The 25928-nt window shown below is 40.0% G+C and carries 19 protein-coding genes and 2 pseudogenes; 19 read left to right on the forward strand and 2 right to left on the reverse strand.

The window, feature by feature from the left end; all coding sequences use genetic code 11:
• The first annotated feature begins 1200 nt into the window (after positions 1-1200).
• From ACFQV5_RS01085 to ACFQV5_RS01135, 11 genes and pseudogenes are all read left to right on the forward strand, one after another.
• Complete coding sequence (locus tag ACFQV5_RS01085) at positions 1201-2538, forward strand: hypothetical protein (RefSeq protein ID WP_379242743.1); 1338 nt, start codon at positions 1201-1203, stop codon at positions 2536-2538.
• The gene (locus ACFQV5_RS01090) at positions 2531-4555 is read left to right on the forward strand and encodes an McrB family protein (RefSeq protein ID WP_379242745.1); all 2025 of its coding nucleotides are present in this window, start codon (positions 2531-2533) and stop codon (positions 4553-4555) included. Before ACFQV5_RS01085 ends, ACFQV5_RS01090 begins: the two co-directional genes overlap by 8 nt.
• Entirely contained in the window at positions 4539-6389 is a 1851-nt protein-coding gene (locus tag ACFQV5_RS01095) for a DUF2357 domain-containing protein (protein WP_379242747.1), read from the forward strand. Before ACFQV5_RS01090 ends, ACFQV5_RS01095 begins: the two co-directional genes overlap by 17 nt.
• Before the next feature lie 788 nt (positions 6390-7177).
• Complete coding sequence (locus ACFQV5_RS01100; protein WP_379242749.1) at positions 7178-8386, forward strand: MFS transporter; 1209 nt, start codon at positions 7178-7180, stop codon at positions 8384-8386.
• Between the two features lie 298 nt (positions 8387-8684).
• Positions 8685-9788: a DUF1648 domain-containing protein gene (locus ACFQV5_RS01105; RefSeq protein WP_379242751.1), complete on the forward strand. Its 1104-nt coding sequence runs from the start codon at positions 8685-8687 to the stop codon at positions 9786-9788.
• 311 nt (positions 9789-10099) lie between these two features.
• Positions 10100-11047: pseudogene (gene ftsZ / locus ACFQV5_RS01110) on the forward strand (cell division protein FtsZ); the annotation flags it as partial.
• A 35-nt stretch (positions 11048-11082) separates the two neighbouring features.
• Positions 11083-12330 carry an amidohydrolase gene (locus tag ACFQV5_RS01115; RefSeq protein WP_379242753.1) on the forward strand — a complete coding sequence of 416 codons (1248 nt, stop codon included), beginning with the start codon at positions 11083-11085 and terminating at the stop codon, positions 12328-12330.
• Positions 12327-12632, forward strand: coding sequence for an amidohydrolase family protein (locus tag ACFQV5_RS01120; RefSeq protein ID WP_379242755.1), 306 nt, complete (start codon positions 12327-12329; stop codon positions 12630-12632). The genes ACFQV5_RS01115 and ACFQV5_RS01120 overlap by 4 nt, the downstream gene beginning before the upstream one ends.
• The gene (locus tag ACFQV5_RS01125) at positions 12608-13549 is read left to right on the forward strand and encodes an amidohydrolase family protein (RefSeq protein ID WP_379242757.1); all 942 of its coding nucleotides are present in this window, start codon (positions 12608-12610) and stop codon (positions 13547-13549) included. Before ACFQV5_RS01120 ends, ACFQV5_RS01125 begins: the two co-directional genes overlap by 25 nt.
• 228 nt (positions 13550-13777) lie before the next feature.
• Entirely contained in the window at positions 13778-14239 is a 462-nt protein-coding gene (locus tag ACFQV5_RS01130) for a DUF1097 domain-containing protein (RefSeq protein WP_379242759.1), read from the forward strand.
• Between the two features lie 247 nt (positions 14240-14486).
• Positions 14487-15674, forward strand: coding sequence for an MFS transporter (locus tag ACFQV5_RS01135; protein ID WP_379242761.1), 1188 nt, complete (start codon positions 14487-14489; stop codon positions 15672-15674).
• Between the two features lie 13 nt (positions 15675-15687).
• Here the strand turns inward: ACFQV5_RS01135 and ACFQV5_RS01140 are convergent, their stop codons facing one another.
• The gene (locus ACFQV5_RS01140; RefSeq protein WP_379242763.1) at positions 15688-16602 is read right to left on the reverse strand and encodes a LysR family transcriptional regulator; all 915 of its coding nucleotides are present in this window, start codon (positions 16600-16602) and stop codon (positions 15688-15690) included.
• Positions 16603-16725: 123 nt separating this feature from the next.
• On the opposite strand from ACFQV5_RS01140, the gene ACFQV5_RS01145 reads away from it, so the two are divergent.
• The 5 genes from ACFQV5_RS01145 (at position 16726) to pcp (ending at position 21065) form a co-directional block, all read left to right on the forward strand.
• The gene (locus ACFQV5_RS01145) at positions 16726-17970 is read left to right on the forward strand and encodes an amidohydrolase (protein ID WP_379243141.1); all 1245 of its coding nucleotides are present in this window, start codon (positions 16726-16728) and stop codon (positions 17968-17970) included.
• On the forward strand, positions 17967-18449 hold the full coding sequence (locus tag ACFQV5_RS01150; protein ID WP_379242765.1) for a nucleoside deaminase: 483 nt from the start codon (positions 17967-17969) through the stop codon (positions 18447-18449). Before ACFQV5_RS01145 ends, ACFQV5_RS01150 begins: the two co-directional genes overlap by 4 nt.
• Positions 18450-18758: 309 nt before the next feature.
• Complete coding sequence (locus ACFQV5_RS01155) at positions 18759-19454, forward strand: DUF969 domain-containing protein (protein WP_379242767.1); 696 nt, start codon at positions 18759-18761, stop codon at positions 19452-19454.
• Positions 19454-20383, forward strand: coding sequence for a DUF979 domain-containing protein (locus ACFQV5_RS01160; protein WP_379242769.1), 930 nt, complete (start codon positions 19454-19456; stop codon positions 20381-20383). Before ACFQV5_RS01155 ends, ACFQV5_RS01160 begins: the two co-directional genes overlap by 1 nt.
• A gap of 40 nt (positions 20384-20423) precedes the next feature.
• Positions 20424-21065 (forward strand): pyroglutamyl-peptidase I, encoded by a 642-nt coding sequence (pcp, locus tag ACFQV5_RS01165; RefSeq protein ID WP_379242771.1) that lies wholly within the window; start codon positions 20424-20426, stop codon positions 21063-21065.
• A gap of 216 nt (positions 21066-21281) precedes the next feature.
• Here pcp and ACFQV5_RS01170 read toward each other — a convergent pair whose 3' ends face one another.
• Entirely contained in the window at positions 21282-22196 is a 915-nt protein-coding gene (locus ACFQV5_RS01170) for a phosphotransferase (RefSeq protein WP_379243143.1), read from the reverse strand.
• 449 nt (positions 22197-22645) lie between these two features.
• On the opposite strand from ACFQV5_RS01170, the gene ACFQV5_RS01175 reads away from it, so the two are divergent.
• The 3 genes and pseudogenes from ACFQV5_RS01175 to ACFQV5_RS01185 form a co-directional block, all read left to right on the forward strand.
• Positions 22646-23302: a cohesin domain-containing protein gene (locus ACFQV5_RS01175; RefSeq protein ID WP_379242773.1), complete on the forward strand. Its 657-nt coding sequence runs from the start codon at positions 22646-22648 to the stop codon at positions 23300-23302.
• Positions 23303-23305: 3 nt separating this feature from the next.
• Positions 23306-25534, forward strand: coding sequence for a dockerin type I domain-containing protein (locus ACFQV5_RS01180; protein WP_379242775.1), 2229 nt, complete (start codon positions 23306-23308; stop codon positions 25532-25534).
• 99 nt (positions 25535-25633) lie between these two features.
• Positions 25634-25837, forward strand: a pseudogene (locus tag ACFQV5_RS01185) (FMN-dependent NADH-azoreductase); the annotation flags it as partial.
• Positions 25838-25928: the final 91 nt, after the last annotated feature.

A 25928-nucleotide genomic window follows, 5' to 3' on the forward strand; every position in this document is an offset into this window, starting at 1 on the left:
CAGTGTGGTTAAAATGGATGGGTAAGATTGATCCTTGTATAAGTTTTGAATGAGGAGTATTGTAATGTATCTTAATGCTTCCAAACTTTAATCTTCTGAATGATCATTTTGCTTGAGTATCCGCTCATCCTCGAAATCGAGATGTAGCAAATTCTTCACTTGTTTCTCAAAGACTTGGATGTTTGTATCCAAGTCTTTTCGTTTTTTATCTACTTAATCAATTCGGTATTTTGTTCAGAAAGTAAGGTGTTTTCATCTCGAAACCAAAGCATTTTGAGTACGCCACTTCTCTTGTGTAAACTCTCCCTCATTCAGGATCAGGTATTCTGTTTTTTTGCTAGTAAATCTAGTTTGCTTTCAACTTTTCGTAATTCTTTGTCATGGTTGTCAGCATTGCATTCTGATTCTTTTTTGAATATTCTACGAGCTTAATGGGTATTAGTCTAGTTTCCAGCAGTCAACAAGTCTAGATGCCGTTTCACTTTCTAGGGCAGGTCGCCTGTCTTTATAGTGAGAGTTAGAGCACTTTATTTATATAAATTCCCAGAAGTATATCCGCCCTATCCTTTTTAAAGTGCATTCCTATTCTGCGCAATCGCACACAGCGATGTGTTCGTTGAAGAATAGCTAAATGCTGATCCAAGCTTCTAAAGTTCTTTTGCCACAATCATATTGAACTTTTTAGCCTTAACATTGGCTATAAGTCGCTTTATAACGAGATGTTTTGAAGTTGTTCTTGACGTGATTTCAACATGAAAGTCGGAGACAGTCCAACCTCTTTCCAAAAAACATTTGAGAAGAGATTCTTATGATATTCAAGCGAATATTTCTGTTCTTTCTTTGTCAGTAGTACATACGCATCTTACCTAATTTACAGAAAAATGTCCTGTCTGGGAGGGGTGAAAGGAAGAGTGTACAGTGCATAAGTACTAGCAAAATCTTATACAAGAGAAGTGCACTAATGTGCATCTAAACTAGTTGAGCTAGAGATATGCAATGCAAACGGACAGAATGATATTTTAGGAGAATGTCCTATATGTAACTTAAACAGATCAATGTTCGGATTACTTTTTCTTCAAGAATTAATATAGTTAAAATTACCCACAAAAGAGGTATAATAGAAAAAAGGAGATGTTCATTTTAAAAAGATATTGTTGAAAGAAAACGAAATACTAGAGAAAATTAGGGGGATGGTATTAGTTGTCAGAAGTAATTGATTTTTATGTCAGTCTCTTGGACGATAAAAGTGCAAATCAAATCATAAATAAATTTAAGGAGACAGTTCCGGGGTTTTCAAAGCAGCCTCCATTAAAGTTGAAAAAGAAGTATATTAACCAGATATTTAAACGTCAAACACCTAAAACAAAAAAACTGAAAGTCGACCCATTTCTTCAACACTTTTATAATGGTCATGATCTTAATGATTTATCAGAAGTGACATCAAATGAAGAGTTTTTAGCACGTATATCTTCTAAAGACATACCTGATCATTTAAAAGTAGCTTTGACTATTAAATATGATATTAAGCTTGTTGAAGAGATATTGCCTGAGTTGCAGCGAAAATTAGAAAACAGTGAAAAACTATTCGATTTTACTTTAGAGGTCAAAACAGATGAGGAAGCACTTAAGTTATTAAGTCAGGATCTCTATCTTAGTGATCAGCAAAAAGAATATCTTTTTAAGTCAGCTTTATTATTATTGTCGAGTGAACAATCTAAACAATATAAGATAGAGCTCAATAAAGTAAAAAAGATGTCACCCAAGGAATTTTACGCTTACTATAAGAATATTCAGAATCATGGTTTATCCTCAATTGCTTATGCAGTTCAACATGATAGTTTGGATTATATTATTAGTTATGGCTTAGTTTCAAATTTTTTATATGAAATAGCTAGAAAAGGGAAAGAAGCGGTTGACGAATTAGAACAGTCACAGGTTCATAAGACTAAACTTCAGGAAGTGGAAAATTCATTAAAAGAACTTAAAGTGAGACTGAAAGCAGCGGATGAAGCCAATAAAAATATTGTTGTTGTAAAAAAAACAGTTAATACCCTCCAGAAAGAACTTGAGAATATGAAGGAAATGATTGTCGATAAAGAACTGGAAATTGCACAGTTAGTTGACATCAATAAGTCTCAAATGGAAGAGCAAAAGGTGCTATATCAAACTATGATTCAAACAAAAGATCAAGAAATTCTTAATCTGCGTCGTCAATTAGAGAGTTGGAAGGTAGATGTAACAGAAAAAATTAATGGTTTTTGTGTGCTTTACGAGTCATCAGACGTATCATTAGCCCAATATCTATTTCCCGAGGTGATTTTTGTTACTTTTAAGGATTGGGAAAAACAAAAAGATTCTCTTATTAAGAATGGTCTCACTCGAATATATATTCAACAAAATGGAGTATCCTCAAAAAAGTTGTTCGCTTTACAGAAATCGTTAAAGGGAATGAACTGTTCCACTTTTGTTTTACATGATCATAAATCATTAATTGAACTTTTATCCATTTGGAAGCGGGGAGAAGAATCGAATGTTTAGACTTGATCCAGAAGAAAAAAGACGGTATTCCAACATATCGCAATGCTTGATGCTTGGTACGTTGACAAGTAAAGACAATTTGAATGGCCCTACAGATGAACCGGTCATGCCACGGGGTCATTCTAATAATCCCCAATTTTTTATTAAGCCAGTATCTCCAGAACCAGTTCCATTATTAGAATTAAACGATATGTTACTTGAACGTAACTTAAGTCCACTTTATATCGGTTTAACTGATAATAACCTCAGGTTTCCACGTAATTTCTATCCAGCGGGATATACCTATACTTATGATCTAGACAAACGTATTGAGTCACTAAGAAGTCGATTAGAAAACAAATTAATTGTATTTCGCCCCCAGGTTAATTACATGACGGCTGCAGATGGGTACTCGGAGAAAATATTTAAAAATTTGGAGATAAAAAATATAGATGAGGGTTATAAAGAGGGGGCCGAGTATGTATCTGTTCCAAAACTCACGATGGGTATAAGTTCATGGGAATCCTCTCTTCAGTCTGGTAAGGCTCTTCGCTTTCAGGATTATTATTTTCATGCGGAAGGACCGAAGTATGTAATTTGTGGTGAGTATCTATATAAGCTGAATGGTAATTGGAAAGACTCAGTTGATCAAGGATGGGCTTATGAATCATTACTTGAAACCGTAGAAAGAGTTAAAATTGATCCGGATGCAATTTCCGAGTTTCAAATTTATGGTAGCGATAATTTAGTTTTCCTAGATAGAAAGTATTTATATGAAATAAATTCTACCTTTACTCAGGTTGGAAACTCAGAAAAGGAACGTTTGGAAGTTAAACAAGACATCACAATCGGTACTTCTTCTCAACAGAATAATGAGGATGAGGTTGATCAAGATGAAATTAATTATGATGATCTAGAAAGCCAGTTCCTCGAGCACTTGAAAACTTTGGGAGAATCCAAGGGACTGTTCTATCACATGAATGACCTTGTGAATTTCCACGTAAGTGTGAAAACTAATCCTATAACCGTTCTTGCTGGCATGTCGGGTACTGGAAAATCTCAACTAGCTTTACTGTACGCAGAGGCCATGGGACTTAAACAGGAGAAAAACACTCTTCTGGTATTACCTATTAGTCCAAGTTATACAGAACCAAGCGACTTACTGGGATATCTGAACGCTTCTACAGGTCTTTACGTACCTTCAGATACAGGCTTTGTTGAGTTTTTAAAACATGCTAAAGATCACCCTGAACAAATGCACATAGTTGCTTTTGACGAGATGAATCTAAGCCAGGTAGAATATTGGTTCGCCCCATTTATTAGTATTTTGGAGTTACCGGAAAACCAGGAACGGAAACTGAGGCTATACAATAAAGAGACGGCAACGTGTCACAATCGAGCTAATTATCCTGATTCGATTGGAATAGGAGATAACATTGTATTTATCGGTACTGCAAATATAGATGAAACAACAAAGAATTTTTCAGATCGTTTTTTAGATCGTGCTAATATCGTAACACTACGAAAATTATCTTTTAGCTCTCTGTTGGAGCGGGAGTTTGTCGAGCCTACAAAGCCACTTATTTCATTTGGGTCAAAGGATGTCTTTACAAATTGGAGTAGTAAAGATCTTGCGATAAGTGCATTTAGCTTAGAAGAGTTGAAATTTTTCGATGAGATTCATGACATAATTCAACAGTATGATTATCAAAAGGGAGTATCTCACCGTGTTATTCGAAAAATAGGGGAATACTTAAACTCTATACCACTAAATCAACAAGGCAAGCCATATTTAGATCGTAAGATAGTAATTGATCTCCAATGTAAACAACGTATTCTTACTAAAATCCGTGGTTCTTCTGAACAATTTCAGAAGTTAATTGGAGTTGCGAGTGAGAATCAAGGCAACGTGCAACAAAGTGAATTGTTTGATCTTTTCACGAGTGATAGAGCAAGGGAAATAAGCGATTTCGAGTTTACACTTTATGAAATACATCGGAAAGCTCGGGAGATGGCAATCCATGATTATGCATCCTAAAGTATTCATTGGTAGACGCTTTAATCATGAGAATTGGAGAGACGCTGAACTTACATTATTAAAATACGAAACCGGAAGTTTATTTCCATCTGTAGAAATAAATGAATATCAGGCAATCCGGATTAGGTTTGAATCTAACAGTACTTCTGATCGATTATATGTCGATCGATTTGACAGTGACGATATATTAATTCTTGAACCTGGAAGTGAAGAAGAGTTAGTTCAAATCCGTGATATTGATCACATGCCTGCCCCTGGTCATTACATGGTTCGCCTTGAAACGACGCAAGGAATTTATCATGGAATGTATACTATTAGAGGTAGCAACTTCGATGAAGATCGATTGTTTTATCTTAGAAACTATTTAGAACAAAAGATTTCAGGGTTATCTTATGATCTTGTAACAAGACGTTTTGGTGCCTACATAGACGAAGGTCAATCTTCTGTTCATATACTCAACGTATATCGGCACATACAAGAAAATTACTCGAAATTAAAGCACGCCCTTGAATCAATAATAGAATCACCTTCTGAACACATCATGCAGCAGTATAACATTCGCTCTGTATCTAAGAAGCCAGATATAAAAAGTCAGCGTTGGCTTGCTATGAAGGGTGGTAGGAACAACTCAAATCTAGACCGTCCTGAACATTATTATGAAAGACATGCCGTATTAACAACGAATGTTCTTGAGAACCAATGGCTTAAATGGTTCCTTGTATTCTTAAAACGCAACGTAAAGGGCCTTGAGAATGGATTTAGAAAGCGATATGAATTGCAAATAAATAAAATCGACCTCTCAAAAAGTCGCCTTCAGCAAGTGAATGATAGTTTATATCGATATGATCAAACTACAGTGAAATACGGAAATGAGAGAGTGGTGAGACAACTTAGGAATGAAAGGGATGGTATAATAAGAACGTTAATACAACAGGAAGACGAAGTTGCTAAAATAAAAAATGAACTTAGTAAAATATTGAAAATGGTCAGTATGTTTTCAAGGTACTTAGAGGATAGTTGGTTAAGCGATATCAAATATATACCAGTGTTTAAAAGACCCCCAACATTTGTGCTCCGAGATCAACGTTATTCAGTGCTATATCGTTTGTACAAAGAAATTCATCTTCAGATGAAACGGAATTCTTCAAATAGGGAGAGCACGTATCCATATAATCGCTCTTCAAAATTGATGGAGGTTTACTCCACTTGCTTAGTAATTGATGTTTTCAATGAATTAGGTTTCGAATGGGAAACAGGATGGCTTGCTGACCACTCCCAGGAGAGATTTATTGGGGAATTGCTTACAGGTGAGAAGATGACCTTTGTTAAAAATGGCTACAGGGTGGATCTTGTATATGATCAAGAGTTACCAAGGCGTCTGAATGAAGATGAGTATGGATTTATAGCGAATATTCATAATAGACCTGATATTCGATTGGATATATTTGATACGACAGGTAAGCTTGTTAAGGCCTTAGTTATTGAAGTCAAATATCGTAAGTACAGATATTTATGGAATACACAGTTCAATCGAGAGACAGATGATTTTATTCAAATAAGTGATTATAATCGGATACTGTATCGTTGTCCCATTGAGAGGAACCGTACCGGTAAAATAAGTAAGGTTATTGCACTCTATCCCAAACAATTAAACGGAGTTGCTTTTGAGCATAAGCACGATGGAAGTGTAACTTTTATTCAGATAGAACCCGTTGATCCAACTACGAAAGAAGTACCTTTTGGATATAATTATCTAAAGGATGAGATTAGTCAATTTATCAATCAAAACATCCTCATACACAAAAATGATGAGGTAGGAGGAGTTTTATTGTAGTTCTATTTAAAGGGTACCAGTAACAAGGGTACCCTTTAAGATTAGCTGGTAAAGTGATACGGTAAACCGTAATACCACAAAAACACCTAATTTTGTGTAGAATAGAAGCATACAAATATTTAGTTATATTAATTTAGATAATTGTAGACCTAACAAAGGCTAGATCATTAAAAAGTACGATTTGGCAGACTTAGGGGCATATTGTATAAAGTTTGTTCTCACTGTCTACTCCACACATGTGGAGAGTGTGGCGTTGTTGGTGAGGACTGAAACAGATAAGTAAAACTCTTATTATTGGTTTTCTCAGTATAAAAAAAATCCGAAATTAGCAAAAATTGCGTAGCCAGTCTTCTAATGAAAGAATATCTATATAATTTTTGCTGATAGATACAGCAGAATATTCATCTTCACATTCGTTCATTTTTCCATTAGGCTGAGTATTTTAGTTTGGTGTCATAAAATTTTTATTGAGTAATATAGATAACTTTGTTAAGATGTCTTTTGGAACAATTACCTTTAATACAGTCCAGAGAGGCTGAAAAGGGATACTTGATATGTGAAGTTATTATCTTATTAATACTTTGTTTATTCATGCCCTTTTGTCTAATCTGACGAAAGGGTATTTATTTTGCACGTTAGCTGTGATGACACAACTAGCGTATCTCTTTTAAAGGAAGTCCAGAGAGGCTGAAAAGGAGAATGGAAAATTTGGTTTTTTACAGGTACATCCGTTCATTCGTAAATAAAAGAGAATTATTTCATCTAGAACATACTTGGAGGATCGTAGAATGGATTATCGTAAAAAAACCGTGGTCGCATCGGTAGCTGGTTTAACATTAGAAGGCATGGACATCATGTTTATCTCATTTGCGATGACAATGATTATTTCAGAATTTAACATTGATTTAGCAACTGGAGGACTGATTTCTTCTATAACGAATGTAGGGATGCTATTAGGAGGAATTATTTTCGGTATTTTAGCAGATAAGTTTGGAAGGGTAAAGATCTTTACATATACTGTCTTCTTGTTTGCAATTGGTACAGCTTTAACTGGACTCGCCACTAACATTGAACAAGTATATCTATTTAGATTTATCGCAGGAATCGGTGCCGGAGGAGAATATGGTATTGGTATGGCGCTTGTTGCAGAAGCTTGGCCCAAAAATAAACAAGGACGTGCGTCATCATATGTTAGTGTAGGTGCTCAATATGGTGTTATTTTAGCAGCATTACTAAGTGCGGTCATCCTTCCTACTTTAGGATGGAGAGCATTGTTCTTTGTTGGTGTAATACCTGTTATCTTTGCCTTTATCGTAAGAAAGAATTTAGATGAATCACCTGAGTGGCTCGCTGCTCAGAAGGATAAAAAAGCTAGTAAGAAAGATGAAAAGGGCAAGTTAGTACAATTGTTTGAAACGCCACGAACAGCGATTACAACAATTTCTTTAATCATAATGGCAACTGTTCAAATTGCCGGTTATAACGGATTAATGATTTGGCTACCATCGATGTTGCAAAAGTCACAAGGTTTATCTGTTTCAGGCTCTGCTATTTGGACAATTAGTACTGCCGTTGGCATGATTATTGGTATGTTAACCTTTGGACTATTCTTAGATCGATTTGGCGCAAAGCGTGCCTTTGGCCTCTTCCTTATCGCCTCTGCATGTGCTGTGTTTTTATACTCTTATGCGACTGGTAGTATGGGTGTGCTAATAGGTGGTGCAATTGTAGGATTCTTCTCAAATGGAATGTTCGCCGGATATGGAGCGTTGATTGGTGGTCTATATCCCGTTCAAATTCGAAGTACGGCAACAAACACCATTTTTAACTTTGGTCGAGCTATAGGCGGTTTTTCACCAATACTTGTCGGCTACATTCTCCAAAATTATGATATGAAAGTTGCGATGCTCTACTTAGCAGGTTTATATTGTATTTCCTTTGTTGTCATGCTAATGCTTAAAAAAGATGATTTAGGGAATGTAAGCAAAACTATATAGCCAAGTAAGTTATTTAACCATCAACTAAAATGCCTTTGCATTTTAATTGGTGGTTATTTTTTTACTATATTCAAGTGTCAGATGAGTAGCTCTGCGTAGCAAAAAGATCTGGATAAAATGTTAATTTCACCCTTGTGGTCACTAAAATCGATTATAATTAAATTTATGTTCAAGTCGATTACCTATCTTAAGTTAATAGGATAATCATACGCAAAAAGGCGTCGTGATGAATTACCTATGCTCTAAGGGTTATAGAGTATTTCTAATACACACTTATGTATATGTGGAGGCGAATGATATGACGATAATGCCTGTTATAGTAATGATCTTTGTATTTGTACCTACTATTGTCCTCATGGTAAGCATGCCTTATTTAACAAGAGAGACGATTAGTTTTGGGGTCACCGTCAGCGCTGTACAATTCCACAGTGAGCCTCTGCGCCAGATGCGGAAGTCATATGCTTGGATTAGTGCCACCCTGCATACCATCCTATTCATTGTTTGTATCATCTGCCTAATATACGGTGATGAACATTCCAAGCAACAAAGTTGGATCATTGTCACTTATTCACTCGTCATGGTCGTAATCTCCTTAGTCATAAACATGAGCTATCATTTTAAAATGAAAAGTGTACTACCTATGCTGCCTATTGCTCCGGAACCATCGATCATGGCAGTGGACACTGGTTTTCGGAAAAGAAACATTGGCTTGTCCAGTTATTGGTTTCTCATTCATGTTTTATTTATTATTGTTAGTATTGTAACTGTGCTACGCAACTACGATCTCATTCCTGATCAGATTCCGATCCATTACAACAGCAGTTGGAATGTAGACCGCTATGCAGCTAAATCTTATAGTTCTGTGTTTATGCCTACGATAATTCAAGTGTTCATAACACTTTTGTTCATATTTGAGAATTGGAGTATTCGCAGAGTGAAGCAGCAGGTTCATCCCACTGATCCGAACCGTTCCATCAGACAAGACGTAACTTTCCGCCGTACTTGGTCATGTTTTATGGTTACAGCAAGCTTCTTAATAGTTATCCTGTTATCCGTTGTGCAACTCAACATGATATCTCTGCTTAACATCAATTTCGCTATCCCCATTATCCTAATCATAATAGCCTTTATCATCCTATATGCCTTCGCCTTATCGTTCTGGGCTGGTCAGGGCGGAAGCCGCTTGGAGCGATCTGCCGATCACTCCAATGTCAGACCTGTCCATGATGATGATAAATGGCTTTTAGGTATGATTTATTTCAATCGCAAGGATCCAACCCTAATCGTCGAGAAAAGGTTCGGAGTCGGCTGGGGATTAAATTTCGGTCACCCAGTAGCCTGGCTGATTTTGCTCGGAATTATTGTACTGTTAGTTGTGGTAAGAACAAGGTTTGGAGGTTAGTACTCACCGGAGTATTCTAGCTTCACCTGCGCTTTGATCTCATGGTTGGTTCCGCCGACAACTTAATTGCTTATCAGGTTATATTATATTAAAATTATAAACGAAGATACCCCATTTGACGTTAGATCCTACTGATCTTGGGGGAGTAGAAGAATTTAATGAAGGCATTGTTAAAGTAGCTTCCTTTTAAGGAACAGCTTTAATAATGCCTTTTTCTTTAAATAACAATAGGGCAATAGGTGCTTTGAAAAAAAGTTAATGTTGGATCATTTGAGAAAGGGCATATGCAAGAGCCAGAGGGAGCGATGGAGATGGAGTTTGATACAAATTCAGTTACCATTAAGGTAATCGGTGTGGGTGGCGGAGGAAACAATACAGTAAACCGTATGATCGAGCATGGGACACAGGGTGTAGAGTTTATTGCTGTTAATACAGATATGCAAGCTATCAAATTATCACAAGCAGAGACTAAGATACAAATCGGTACAACATTGACAAAAGGTCTAGGAGCAGGCGCTAATCCGAAAATAGGTGAAAAGGCAGTCGATGAAAGCAATGAAACGCTCCGAACGAAAATGAAAGGTGCAGACATGGTGATTGTTACAGCCGGAATGGGAGGTGGAACAGGAACAGGTGCCGCTCCAGCAATTGCGGAAATTGCCCATGAGCTTGGCATTCTCACCGTTGGCATTGTAACTTATCCCTTTACGTTTGAGGGCCGTCAGCGTACAACACGAGCGGAAATTGGAATCGACTCACTGAAGAAGGCAGTAGATACTCTAATTGTTATTCCAAACGATCGTTTGTTGGGGATGATAGATAAGAATACACCTATGCTTGAAGCGTTCCGTGAAGCAGATCATGTGCTACGCCAAACGATCCAGGGAATTTCGGATATCATTACCGTACCAGGTTTAATTAATGTTGACTTTGCCGATGTCAAAACAATCATGTCCAATAAAGGTTCAGCATTAATCGGCATTGGCAGCGCAACAGGTGAAAACCGTGCTGCCGAAGCTGCAAAAAAGGCTATTTCTAGTCCATTATTTGGGGCTGAAACCTTCATAAATGAGGCTCAAGGTGTGCTGATGAAAATTACAGGCGGAACAAATTTAAGCCTATATGAAGTACAAGAGGCTGCAAATATTATTGCTTCTGATGGAGGCAACGAGTCAAATATGATTATCGGTTCTGTCATTAATGAAAACTTACGAGATGAGATTATCATAACTGTTATTGCTACCGGCTTTAATGATTCGCCCTACTAAAAAAATTTAAAAGAGGAGAGATTCCTTTGACATTATTATTAAAGAATGTGCGTTTGGAAACAGGGTATTTGGTTGACCAATCGTTTGTTACAGCTACAGAAACCAAAATAGTTGATGTCTTGATTGAAGATGGCAAGTTTATTGAAATAGCTCCAAATATCGAAGCTAGCGATGCAGTAGTAGTAGATGCCAAAAACCAACTACTCGTTCCATCGTTCAAAGAAATGCATACACATATTGATAAAACATACTTCAGTGGTGAGTGGAAAGCACCAACTCCAGCTACGGAAGGTATTTTTTCTCGTTTAAAAGAAGAAGCGACCTTATTACCTGAACAACTGGATGTAGCTGAAGAGAGAGCTCATGCAATGGTGCGACATTATATTAAAAACGGTCATACACATATTCGTACTCATGTAAATGTTGACCCCCAAATTGAGACGAAACATATAGAAATAGCGAAGCGCGTTTTAGAAAGTTATCAAGATCAAATCACATATGAAATCGTTGCATTCCCACAACATGGTGTATTACGTAATGGTCCAGAATTTTTAACAATCCTTGAAGAAGCATTACAAATGGGAGCTACTCATATCGGAGGGGTAGACCCTGCTTTAGTAGATCGCAATAGCGGTGAAGTTTTAAAAACAACTTTTCAATTAGCCGAAAAATACGATGTAGCAATTGACATTCATCTACATGAACAAAACACATTAGGGGAATTTGAAATAGGGCAAATCCTGAATGAAATCGAACAAAGATCTTTTAATAAAGAAGTAACCCTCAGTCACGCACTCGCATTTGCAGACTTGCCCCAACAATCATTAGACAAGCTAATAGATCAGATGGCTACACATAATGTCGGAGTGACAACAACGGTTCCAATTGGGGCAGGTCCGATTACAATTCCTGTGAAATATTTGTATGATCGGGGCATCAAAGTTTCTTTTGGACATGACAGCCTTATTGATCACTGGTCTCCTTTTGGAAGTGGCGATACGATTCGAAAATTAAATCAATTTATACAACGTTTTGGCTATATTGATGAATGGCATATTGGGCAGTCTTTGAAATATGCTACAGGCGGATTAACACCATTAAATGACGCTGGCGAGCAACAGTGGCCAAAAGTTGGCGATACGGCCAATGCGCTACTCGTCGATGCCGTAAGCTCTGCGCATCTGATTGCCAGACAATGTCCTATTTCGAAAGTAATTTCAAAAGGGAAGATAATTCATGATGAAGAGATAGAGCTAAAGGGGGAATTTCGATGAGTACATGGCTGCGAAATGTTCGACTAGAAATTGGTGAAACAACGTATGAAGATGGAAGCATTCAAACTAAAACCGATTTGTTTCATATTCAAGTTGCAAATGAAGGAGTCATTCAGACGATTATCCCCGCAACTGAAAATGTACCGAATACAGATGCCATGGATATGGAAGGGAAATTAGCACTTCCTGCATTCAAAGAAATGCATAATCATTTGGATAAAACGTATCTCTCATTAGGTTGGAGAGCTTGTCGTCCTGTGAAAAATTTTCCGAGAGATTGGCTCTTGAAGCAGCTGAGTTAGAGGAACTTGCTGAAACAGCGGAACAAAGAGCATCTGCCATGATTGAACTGCACTTGAGTAATGGTGTGAATCATATTCGAACGCATGTCAATATTGATCCCTTTATTAAATTGAAAAATTTAGAAGGTGTCAAAAAAGCACTGAAAGCCTATGAGCAATATTTAACATATGAAATTGTAGCGTTTCCTCAACATGGCTTGCTTGCTCATGAAGAAATGCCTGACTTATTAAGACAAGCATTGGAATCTGGTGCAACAATCTTAGGGGGACTTGACCCGGCAGGCATTGATAAAGACATCGAACAATCATTGCAAGTCACAATGGATATAGCTAAAGAGTACGATGTGGATGTCGACATGCATCTGCATGATCGTGGACAAGTAGGTTTCTATACCATGGATAAATGGCTGGACATGGTGAAAGAACAAGATTATAAGGGAGCCACTGCTTTTAGTCATGCATTTGGTTTAAGTACATTGTCACCTCATATGCAGAAGCAATTCGCCAAAAAATTAAGCGAGCATAATGCGAAAATTATGTCTACTATCCCTATTTCTATAAACTCTCAACTCATTCCAATTGATATTCTGAGAGCGGAGGGCGTTAAAGTTGCCTTGGGCTGTGACGGTTTTTTTGATTCTTGGAGCCCTTATGTTCCTGGAGATGTTTTAGAAAAAGTGCATAATTTTTGCGACTATACTGGGAAATCAAGCGAACGCTCGTTACGTGAAAGTTTAAGCTTAATTACACAAGGAGTAACGCCATTGAATGGTGAAGGTACACAAGAATGGCCTAAGACTGGAGACGATGCAAGTTTTGTATTTGTAGATGCTAGCTGCAGTGCAGAAACAGTTGCCAGACTACCGAAAAAAAGACTGTTGATGAATAAAGGGAAGTTATACAACTCAAAGCATTGAGCAAAACCGTTTTGGTTTGCCTCATCAGCAAGTAGGACGATATTGATAATCTGGCTGCCTTCAAGGCAGCTTTTTTATGGTTAAATACCGCCTCATCGTTCTTTGTATCTCGATCGAGATATCTGCAGCTATCTTCGTATAAATAAATGACGTTTGAGAAATCTAATACATATGTGCCCGTAAGTCTTTCGACTTGGTTAATGTGCTGAAATTGTAGGAGGATAGCAAATGTCATCATTGATCGTGATCGGGATTGTAACGGGAATATTGTCGGGTATTTGGGCAGCGCTAAGCATGTCGCTCGGGCTTATTACTTTTGCTGGTTTTCTAGGGTGGTCGACCTTTTTTGCCGTCGGCGGTGGAAGTAAGGGACTCAAGTCCACCTTGATAACGAATTTTAGCGGCGTGATCTGGGGGTTTCTCATGATGCAAATGTCCAATGTATTCGCTCTGTTCTTAGGTGAGACAATGGGTCTCGGTGTTGCTGTAGCGATTGGTGCATGTGGCATGTGCCTACAGTCACGTTTCAAATGGCTAGGGTTTATACCAGGGACGTTTATCGGAGCTTCTACATTTTTTGCAACGGGATTTAATCTTAGCGGGAGCATCGGTACATTGATTCTGGGTGCTTTATTCGGATATGTATCTGAGAAGGGCGTGCATGTATTAAGCCCGAAGAATAGAGGATGATGAAAGAATCGCATCGCATTTACTCCAGAAATTAAGAGAACGCTCTTTCAACTTTAGGGGCGTTCTCTTTATGATATAGATACAGCACCCTTCATGTATATCAAAAATATTAAGTCCTTATATGTTTTTCATATTTTTAATGTAGATAGCCACATGCTAATATATACAAATGCAAATGCAGATGGAGAGGGAACGGGTATTCAGTTTCTGAATCATATATTTATCTATTTAATAGAGGAGATCGTAAATGTTAAAGAAGTCAGCGTTTCCATTACTGCTATTGAACATGTTTCTAGCCAATCTAAGTATGGGTCTTGTCATCCCGATTGTGCCTGAACTTCTCGAGTTGTTTAACGCAAGTGGTCAGGCTGCGGGATATCTGGTCTCCTGCTTCGGTTTGACTCAATTTCTATTCTCACCCCTTGCAGGCAATTTGTCAGATAAGTATGGCCGTAAACCAATGATTATTATAGGTTTGATCTTATTCGCATTCTCAAACCTGCTCGCTGCGTTAGCAACCGATCTATCTTTATTATTCATATCGCGAATGATTGGCGGAGTGGGTTCAGCAGCCTTAATCCCGTCCATTATTGCGTATATTGCTGACATTACAGCAGATGATCAGCGCAGCAAGTCTATGTCATGGCTAGGTGCGTCGATGACTTCTGGGTTTATTATCGGACCAGGTATCGGAGGAATGCTAGCGGAATGGGGCATCAAAACGCCATTCTATGTATCCGCATGTGTAGGACTCATAGCGATGATTTGCAGTCTATGGGGATTGCCTGAATCGCTGTCGGAGAACATTCGTCAGATGCGTCGGCAGGTGCAGGAAAAGAGGGATAATGTTTTCAAGCAGATTGTGCTTTCGGTTCGATCTCGCTATTTTCTCCTGTTATTCATTATTTTCGCTATGACCTTCGGTTTGACGCATTTCGAAGCGATTTTTCCGCTTTTTGTCGTACAAGTTTACGGATTTACAACGCGTGAAATCTCTATACTGCTTACCGTATGTTCGCTCATCGGTACTTTGAACCAGCTTTTGTTAACCGACCGGATCACTCGACGATTCGGGGAAAAGCGGATTATTGGTGCGATGTTGTTGTTATCGGCGGTATCCCTTGTACTCTTATTATTTTCTGGCCATTTCTATTATGTCATGGCAGTCACGATGTTATTTTTTACGTTTAATAACATTTTGCGTCCCACGATTAATACGCTGCTGTCCAAAGTGGCAGGGGATGAACAAGGATTTATGGCAGGGATGAATAATGCCTATACGAGTCTCGGTATGATATTTGGACCGATGCTGGCAGGGATTTTGTTTGAAGTTCATTTCGACTTGCCCTATCTGTTTGGTGGATTTGTACTGCTAGTGAGCAGTATCTTATCGGGAAGCAGATTAAGGAAGGTACTTTCGTCTGAAGGCACTTAAACGGTCATAGCAATCAATTCATTTCCTTATGGGCATGATGCTGCTGATGCCGCCCTTCTTTTTTGAATAGTTCGATAAAATTCCGGGCCATGTTGGATAAGCGATGATTTTTAAGCCATATTAACCCAAGTGGAGAAGACATCCCAATTGCAGGAGGAATTTTATATGCATGAATCGCAATACCTTTATACCGATGAAGAAGTGTCTCCGGAATAATCGATGAACAAAAGTCAGTAGAAACTAAATCCATCAAAAGCGCAACGTCGGAACATTCGCCGATAACAGGGGGGGCCAGCTGAATCTTAGAGAAAGCTTCCAAAATGGAATAATGCACACCTAATCCCTGCGTGCTTGGCAATAAGATCCGCTCGTTAGTCATGTCCGTGAGCGTTACTTCATGTTCTAATCGTTTCTTTTTCCTGGATGTAATGAAATAAAATGGTTCAGTATACAGGTGAAGAACTGAAAAATCGTCCAATTCAAGTGGCAATCGTATGAATGCCAATTCAATAGCACGATCCCGGACTAGCTGACAAAGATGAGCGGACTCATTTTGCTGAATTTTGTACGTCACCTTTGGATATTGCTTTTGAAATTGATGTAGGATTTCAGGTAACTCAGCAACTGAAAACGTATTCACTCCAATCGTCAATCTGCCGTTTAACCCATTTCCGACTTCATTCACTTCCATTTTTGCCTCTTGCATTAATTGATCCATTTGCAATGCATAGGAATATAAGGTTTTTCCTGCATCCGTTACGACCATGTTTTTCCCGCTTCTTTCCAACAATACCGCACCGAGTTCCTCCTCCATGGCTTTCATTTGTTGGCTTAAAGGCGGTTGAGAAATATGAAGTCTTCTCGCCGCGGCTGAGATGCTCTTCTCCTCCACAATTGCAATAAAATAGCGAAGCTGTCTGATATCCATCGTTGAATAGATTCCTTTCTCATATATGCAAAACATATACAAAACTAATTTATTATATAATTTTCATTTGGTTTGTCCCATGTTAGCATATTTGTAAAGAATGAAAAAGGAGGCACATCTTCTTTGAATATTACATATTGGTTAACTAATGTTCTGTTGGAAACGGGTTTTCAAGTGGATAACGATGCGATTACGGGTACCAAAACCGATTGCTTTCATCTCTTGATCCAGGATGGGAAAGTGGCAACAATCGTTCCAGCGTGTGATTCCATTCCGGACGGCTTCCCCAAGAAAGATGCGAAACGGCTGTTAGCACTTCCCTCGTTCGTCGAAAAACATTGTCATTTGGATAAAACATTGCTTGGTGATCGATGGCGTGCGGTAACACCTGCAAGCAATATTTTTGAACGACTTGAAATCGAGAAACAAATACTTTCTACTGTGCAGACATCAACGCAAGAACGCGCGGAACAACTACTTGGTATCTACTTGAAATCGGGTGTCACGCATGTGCGTACCCATGTTGATATTTATCCTGAGGTTGGATTGAAAAACTTAGAAGAAGTAAAGCGAGCGCTGCAAACATTTGAAGGGAAGTTAACCTACGAAATCGTTGCCTTTCCACAGCATGGTTTATTGCGTTCAAAAGCTAAACAATGGGTCAGAGAAGCCCTTCGCCAAGGAGCAAGCTTCGTGGGTGGTGTCGATCCGGCTACGGTGGACGGTGATATCGAAGCTTCCTTGCAGGAAATGATGGAGCTCGCTGCAGAAGGTCATGCCGGCATTGACCTGCACTTGCATGACGCCGATCAACTTGGTGTTTTTACGATGAAACGATTGGCCCAGCTGACGAAAGAAGCAGGATTGCAAGGCAAGGTTGCCGTCAGTCATGCCTTTGGGCTGGGGGACATCTCACAAGCTCAAGCAGAAGTCATGGGAGAGCTTTTGGCGGATGCCGGGATCTCCATTATTACTAGCGTACCGGTTAGACGAAAGTTTCCGCCAGTCGGTTTATTACATAGGAAAGGTGTCACGGTTGCCGTCGGATGCGATAATATTTTGGATGTTTGGTCGCCTTTTGGCAATGGGGATATTTTGGAACGCGCCGGTCGTTTGGCGGAAGTGTCGGGATGGGTCGATGAGCGGTCGTTAGCCCAGACGCTGCAATTTATTACCGATGGCAAGACGCCGTTAAACGATAATGGCGAACAAGTATGGCCCAGAGTCGGTGACGAGGCCAATATCGTGCTGGTCGAAGCCTCATGTTCCGCTGAAGCTATTGCAAGAAGATCTAACCGTGTCGCGACGATGTTCAGAGGCGATATCGTATCAGGTTACTCCCAAATGAAAGGAATGGACATATTATGATTAATGATTCAGATATGAAGCATCTTAAGCGTTGTATTGAACTTGCAAGGACTGCTCTGGAAGCTGGCGATCAGCCATTCGGTTCTATCCTTGTCTCAGAGAGTGGAGAGGTACTTGTAGAAGATCACAACCATATTGCCGGTGGTGACCACACCCAGCACCCAGAATTCGCCTTGGCGCGTTGGGCAGCTGAGAATATGACACCAGAAGAAAGAAGCAAAGCGACCGTATATACCTCAGGTGAACATTGCCCTATGTGTGCTGCGGCCCACGGCTGGGTTGGTTTGGGGCGGATTGTTTATGCTAGTTCCTCCGTCCAACTGGTACAGTGGCTGAATGAAATGGGAATTGCCCCATCGCGTGTACGCAGTCTTCCGATCCAAGATGTTATTCGCGATACAGCTATTGACGGTCCTGTTCCCGAGCTCGCGGAGCAGGTTCATGAGCTTCATCGTAAGTACTACGAGAAGAGATCATGAACACGGTACGTTAGGGAGGAAGTTAGAGCACTTCATTAGGCTGTTATCAGTGATGACTCGACACATATAGAGAGTGTTTGGAAACTCATTTTTAATTAAGGCAGTCAGCCCTCTGATTAGGGGGCGCTGCCTTTTTATGTTTCTTGAAATGGATTAACGAAACTATAAAGAGTTCACGATAGTTTCTTTTTTATCCATTTAAAGCATTAAACTACCAAACAATACTATTTTACAATTTTAAAGGTACGATTTTATAATGAACTTTAATTACATTAAATAATTACTATTCTTAGAGAAGGAGAGCGACTTGTGGAGTTAATAGGGATTTTAATTATCATAGTAGGCTTTGCCTTGAAGTGGGATACCATTGCAGTAGTTGTTGCAGCGGGTATCTCTACTGGATTAGTAGCCAAGATGAATCCTATTGAAATTTTAGATACACTGGGGACAGCCTTTGTATCCAATCGAATAACCTGTTTATTCTTGATCACAATTCCTGTTATTGGTTTGTGTGAAAGATATGGTTTGAAGGCGAAGGCAGTTATGCTGATTAAGAAAGCAACTAACTTATCGGTTGGTGCACTACTCAGCGGCTATACTTTAATAAGAAAGATAACGATTGGGATGGGGGTAACGCTAGGAGGACACCCACAATTCGTTCGACCTCTGGTCAGCCCAATGGCTGAAGGAGCAGCTATTGCTAAATACGGAGAACAAATAGAAGAAAAAGATATGGAAAAGATTAGAGCGTATGCAGCGGCATCTGATAATATCGGTAACTTCTTTGCACAGAATGTATTCATGGCAAATTCAGGTGTGCTTTTAATTGCTTCTACATTAGAAGGAATCGGCATGCCAGTTGATACACTGCAAGTTGCTAAAGTGGCAATTCCAGTAGCCATCATTTCATTTGTGCTGTGGGTCATTCAGAATATGTTATTGGATAAAAGGCTTAAGCAAAAATATGCCGCTAAAGAAAGTGGAAAAATTAGAGGTGAGCAGTAATGGATATGACACAACTCTCTAATTTGTTATTACAAATATTTTATATCATCATCGGCTTATTCATGGGGATCACCATGGTATTCACAATCAAAGATACAAACCATAAAACAAGAATCGGTACAGCTTTATTTTGGGGCATTCTTGCTGTCATTTTCATTCTAGGAGATTATATTCCAAGTACGATTGTCGGTTTCTTAGTCGTTGTAATTGCTATTTTATCAGCAACAAAGCAAATCAATATAGGGACGTTTAAGCAGTTAGATGATACATTTGCGACTTTAAAAGCAGAAAAATTAGGGCTGAAAATCTTCATCCCATCTCTATCCATTGCAATCATCGCTATGCTTGTAGCATCTTTCACAAGCTTTCCAGGTACGGTTGCGATCGGTATTGCAGCATTGTGTGCTCTCGTACTGACGTTCATCATCACAAAAGCAAAACCGAAAGAGCTGTTGGCGGATTCGAACCGAACATTCCAATCGATTGGATCATTTGCTATCCTTCCTCAATTATTAGCATCTTTAGGTGTGTTGTTTACAACTGCGGGAGTAGGCGATAAGATTGCCTCCATCATTTCCAGTGTAATCCCGACAGGTAATGTCTTGATTGGGGTAGCAACATACTGTATCGGTATGGCATTATTTACAATCATTATGGGTAATGCATTTGCGGCATTCGCTGTTATTACGGTTGGTATTGGTGTACCGTTCGTATTCAGCATGGGTGGTGATCCTGTAATCTGTGGAACGCTTGCTCTAACAGCAGGATACTGTGGAACATTATTAACACCAATGGCGGCAAACTTTAATATGCTTCCGGCCGTATTGCTTGAAATGAAAGATAAAAACGCAGTCATTAAAGCACAAGCTCCTATCGCTTTAACATTGTTAGTTGTTCATATTTTCTTGATGTATGCTTTTGGATTTTAAGATTAAGGGTATATTACTATTTTTAATAGGAGAATGAGCCATGAAAGTACTATTAACAGGATTTGATGCATTTGGCGGAGAGCCGGTTAATCCGGCAGAAGAAGCAGTTAAAATGGTTAGTGACCAGATCAACGGAGCTGAGGTCATTAAAGTTATTATCCCTACAGTTCAAACCAAATCCGTTCAGGCTATTGAAGCTGCAATTGAAAAGCATAATCCGGATATTGTCATTTCGGTAGGTCAAGCGGGAGGAAGATTTGATATCACTCCTGAAAGAGTTGCCATTAATCTCGATGATTACAGAATTAAGGACAATGAAGGCAATCAGCCAATAGATACAGTTATTCAAGCAGATGGGCAGCCAGCTTACTTCTCGAGCCTGCCCGTAAAAGCGATGGTTAAGCATATGAATGAGCATAACATACCAGCAACTGTATCTTATACCGCGGGAACATTTGTATGCAATCATGTGATGTACGGTATTTTATACATGATCGATAAAAAGTACCCTCATATCAAAGGCGGATTTATTCACATTCCTTATATGACTTCACAGGTTGTAGATAAGAAAAACACGCCGTTTATGTCGTTGAATGATATTGTGAAAGGCTTGGAGCTTGCAATTGAAGCCTGCATTATCCATGACAAGGATATTAAAGCAGTAGGCGGAGAAATCTGCTAATGAAAAATTGTTTATAGTAAGTAATAGGCAAGTTAAGATTTTGCTAACACCAACCTATGTGTTGTCATTACACTCCACACATGTGGAGTGTTGCTCACTGTTAGTCAGGAAAGACTAATAGTTGAGGTGTATTGGCGTATAGAACAACGGAGCGGGCATTGTCCCGCTTCTTTTTTTGACCATGAACTAACGATTTCGTTAGCGGAATGACATTTCTTAATCAGCGAGAGCACGTTTTATGTTCGCTTTTGCTTCATCAACTAACCTCTCATCATTATCATCAATTGCCTGCATCATTATTAAAATGGGAATATATATGGCAATCAATCGAGCTAATATCTTCGTTTCTTCATCAACTTCCCCATATTCTTTGAAAAAGTTTGAACGCGCATTCGGGGGTAAAAAGCTATACACAACATTCAAGTCACAAGCAGGATGTCCTATATTGATATCTCCCCAGTCGATAATCCCTGAAACTCTTCCATTCTCATCTACTAGCATATTTTTAAAATGAAGGTCACCATGTAGGAATACGTACTTTTGCTTCACTTTTTCAGTTCTAAGCTGTTCTAAATAATTCGATAATGCACGATACTCTTCTTCACTAAAATGAAGGGCAATGTCGGAAAGGAATTTATGCATCTTTTCCTTACGCATCGCAATATCAGTCAGATTTCTATGGTCATGTTGAACTCCATTTTCTTGGGCAATTTGCACAGGGAATGCATGTAAGCTTTTTAAAAATTGCGCGAGCGTTGTTGCTGATAATGCACGTTGCTTGTCATTTAATCCGATTGGAAACTCTCCGGATAAATAGGGGTAGCCTAGGAAGGGTGCTGGATAACCATAATCCCCTACCCCAAAAAATAACGGTATCGAGTATGCAATGGAAAAATAATCTTTAAGCTTAGGTAGTATCTTTCCTTCCATCCTTAAAGAATTAATTGCAACTTCTCTTCTTGGAAAGCGAAATACATATTCGGTCCCGACAAGATAAACAGTGTTATCCCAGCCATGACCTAGTTTTTGTACGCTTTTTGAAGCTAACTGCGGGAACTGACTGCATATTAATTTATGAGCTAATTCTTCTGATACTTCCCATTCTGCATCCCATTGATTCGAACTTCCCATATTTATCGACTCCATCGCAAAAATAGATAATCTACTCACCTGACCTTGACTCATTTACCACATCATACCATGGATTTAATTTTCTGCTTGAGAATAACCTAACCACTTTCGTTCCTTTATCCTGCCCGTTAACGCAGCTGCAAGTCTACAACTTTAGAAGATTAACAAACCTAATTCAGCAAATTCTTGTTGTTTATCTTTTTCCACACCTGAAAGGGCCAGTACTAGCAAGGGAGGGACAGATATAGTCATGGAAGAGAAGAAAAAGAATAATAGGGATGAAAACGCTTAATTTACGTTTGGTGATTAATGCGCTATTTTAATAAAGCGGAAAATATTCGCTTGTAAAGACGACCGCTTTCGTTCCTTCCTATGATTTTAGAAGAAAGGAGGCTCTGTACAGATTCTGCTTAAATCTAAATGAAGATGAAAGAAAGGTGAGATGATTGATGAAACCAAACAGAGTCAGATGGAACAAGCTATTAAAAGTCGCAGCAGTTATGCTGCCGGTTATGCTTATTGGAAGTGCATTACAGCCCAGTGCATTTGGCACCACGGCCTCATTAGACGATCATTCAAACCCAGGCATATACCAGGAGTATAAATCCGGGAAGCCAGAACGGCCGACTGTTGGGAACGGCAGCGAGCGGAGTGCCGGGGTTATTGAAATCGAGGTTCCTGCCGAGATAAAGAGCGGAAATATGATTGAAATAAAATTAAACGTGGATGACGCCACTGATTTGTTCGCAGTGCAGGCGGTTCTAAATTACGATCCAAATGTATTTGAGTTCAAGTCAGTCAAGCCTGCAAAGCAGTTTAGGGAAGGAAGCAAGGGTGGATTTTTCGCTGAAGACCACAGCATCCCGGGTCAAACTCAGATCCTTGCATCTCAACTGCAAGGCAGTTCTCTAAATGGAGATGTGGAGGTGGCCCTTATTACGCTGAAAGCGAAGAAGCTGGATAAGTCCAGAGCAACCCAGATCACACTGGATAAGCAGTCGCTCACAGCTCATCCGGATGCGGACGAATCAGGTGTTACATATCCGCTTGCACAGAATCAGGTTCAGCAGGTTACAGTTACTGTGAAATCCAAGGGAGGTAAGTAGCAGATGACAACAACCCATTTTAGGACAAGGTTCTCTCTCTTCCTGGCCTTCATTCTTATTCTGCCGGGATTTCTGGCAGCCCAGCCTGCCAAAGCAGAGGCTGGAGGCATTAACAAGACCTTCGGAGCCCCAGAGAGGCTGGCATCTCCGATTCAGCAGATTGCTGTATTTGACAGCGCTTACGGCCAAGAGGATGGTAAAGACATCATGTACACCACCGTCAACGGCGATCCTGCAAAATTTAATGTCATCGATTTGAACAACAAGCAGTTGCTGCGCTCGTTCCCTCTAGCCGGCGCAGTTAACGCTTGGTCACATATTGTAACAGCTGACGGCACGGTCTATATCGGCGGTGGTGACAAGCTGTTCCAATATTCTCCGTTGACTAGGGATTTGACCGATCTCGGCATCGCTCTCCCAGGGGAATCTTCCATTTGGTCCCTTACGGCGGATGAACAGGGGAATGTATACGGAGGCACTTTCCCGAACGGCAAGGTTTTTCAATTTGACCCTGTATCCCGTACATTTAAGGACCACGGCTCCATGGTACCAGGGCAGCAGTATGTGAGATCCATCGATTACAAAGACGGCATCATCTATGCAGGTGTTGGATCGACTGGTCACATCATCAAGCTGAACCCAGAAACCGGAGAGAAGACCGAGTTGCCGATCAGAGAGATTCCGGGTGTAACCACACTTCCGTTCGTATACGGTCTGGATATCCGGGGAGATTATCTGTTGGCTTATATGAGCGGCAATGGCATAGCATCCCTGATCATCTATGATATGGTGGAGAACCGTTGGCTGGATGAAATCTATGACGGGTACGGCGGAGTTCATATATCACCAGAGCAGGACGGCCACGTTTATTTTGTACAGAACAAAAAAATTATGGCCTTTGATCTATCTACAGCACAAGTGACCGATACAGGCATGAGCTATGGCTCCGGACTGCGGAGCTCGGGCTGGGTAACCGAGTCTGGCGACCCTGATTTCCCGGGCAAGTCGCTGGTGACGATCCAATACGGTGGCAAAGTAACGTATTTCAACCCGCAGACGGCGAAGGTTAAGAACGTGGATGTCGGAGTTGAAGGCCAGCCGACACAAATTCACGCACTGGAAATGGGTCCTGACGGTGCGATGTACATGAGCGGTTATACCGCAGCGATCGCATCCAAGTATAATCCAGCTGACGGAAGCATTTTGACCTTCCCGATGGGGCAGGCGGAATCGATTGGCCAGCTAAATGAGAAGCTGTATTTTGGCGTCTATGCCGGAGCTGATATGAGAGTATTTGATACGACGATGCCGGTGAAGGCTAACGAGAATCCGAAGTCACTGTTCAAGATCGGAGAGAACCAGGATCGTCCATATGTAAGCACGACAGGCGACGGCAAAATATTTTTCGGATCCATCCCGGATTATGGACATCTGGGCGGTGCGCTAACCGTATATGATCCGGCGGTAGGAACCTCTTCAGTCAAGGTATTCCGTAATATTGTGCAGGATCAGAGCATTGTGGGGCTCGCTTATAAGGACGGCAAAATTTATGGCTCCACTACAATTCGTGGCGGGCTTGGCATTGATTCGTCGGCAACAGAAGCCAAAATGTTTATCTGGGATGTAGAGAAAGAACAGAAGATCGCTGAGTTTACACCAGAAATTCCTGGCGCGGTTAAAGCTCCAATCATGATTAGTGGCCTGACGTTCGATGCTAACGGCAAGCTGTGGGCAGCTGCAGATGGTATTCTCTTCTCTATTGATATGGAAGCCCAGCGTGTGATCGACAGCAAGGTAGTCTATCCGGGTGTTACCGATTATGGCATGTGGAGACCGATTCATATTCGTGTGGGCAGCGATGGTCTGCTATACACCGATCTGCATGGCAAAATCACCATTCTCGACCCGGTTACGCTGGCTCATAAGGAAGTGGGCGTTGCCGCACAGTTGATGACCCTTGGCAAGGATGGACATATTTATTATGCGGAAGGAGCCCAGCTGAAGCGGATTAAAGTATCCGAGGGTGCGGTGAATCCTCCGGTTGATCCGCCGACCGATCCGAAGCTTGGTGATGTGAACGGAGACAATGTTGTTAATGTGCTGGATCTGATTGCTATTGGCAAGCATGTAGGAGCAGATGCGAGTCAGAACAAGAAGTATGATCTGAACCAGGACGGCAAAATCACCAAAGCGGATATGGATATTGTCGCTGAGATTATTTTCAAAAGATAAGTAAATAGACAAATTGCAATCCGAAGTAAGCTTGATAATTAAGTTAAAGAGGGGCGATGGCCCCTCTACTTTTATGGTTTGAAAAGATGATATGCAGTAAGTGGTGGAATATACACCAATAATGACTGGTATACTGAAGTGGAATACTCACATAAGTATCTTAAATCCATGTTTAATTTCTTGGGTGTTGATGATTATCAAATTCTTCGAGTGCAAGGGACTAATATACTGGATCGAGAAGAAGTATTACAAAAGGGATATAAAGAGGCTGAGGAAGCCGCTTCTAAATTAGCATTGAAGTAAGGCGTCGGAGGAAAACCGAGATCCATCAAGCCGTTTGAACTGATTGGTGTAACTAACACTCAAAGTCATGTAATAAGTCGAGCGAAATGCA

The organism is Paenibacillus sp. GCM10028914 (assembly GCF_042666275.1).
In the GTDB taxonomy this organism is placed as follows: domain Bacteria; phylum Bacillota; class Bacilli; order Paenibacillales; family Paenibacillaceae; genus Paenibacillus_AQ.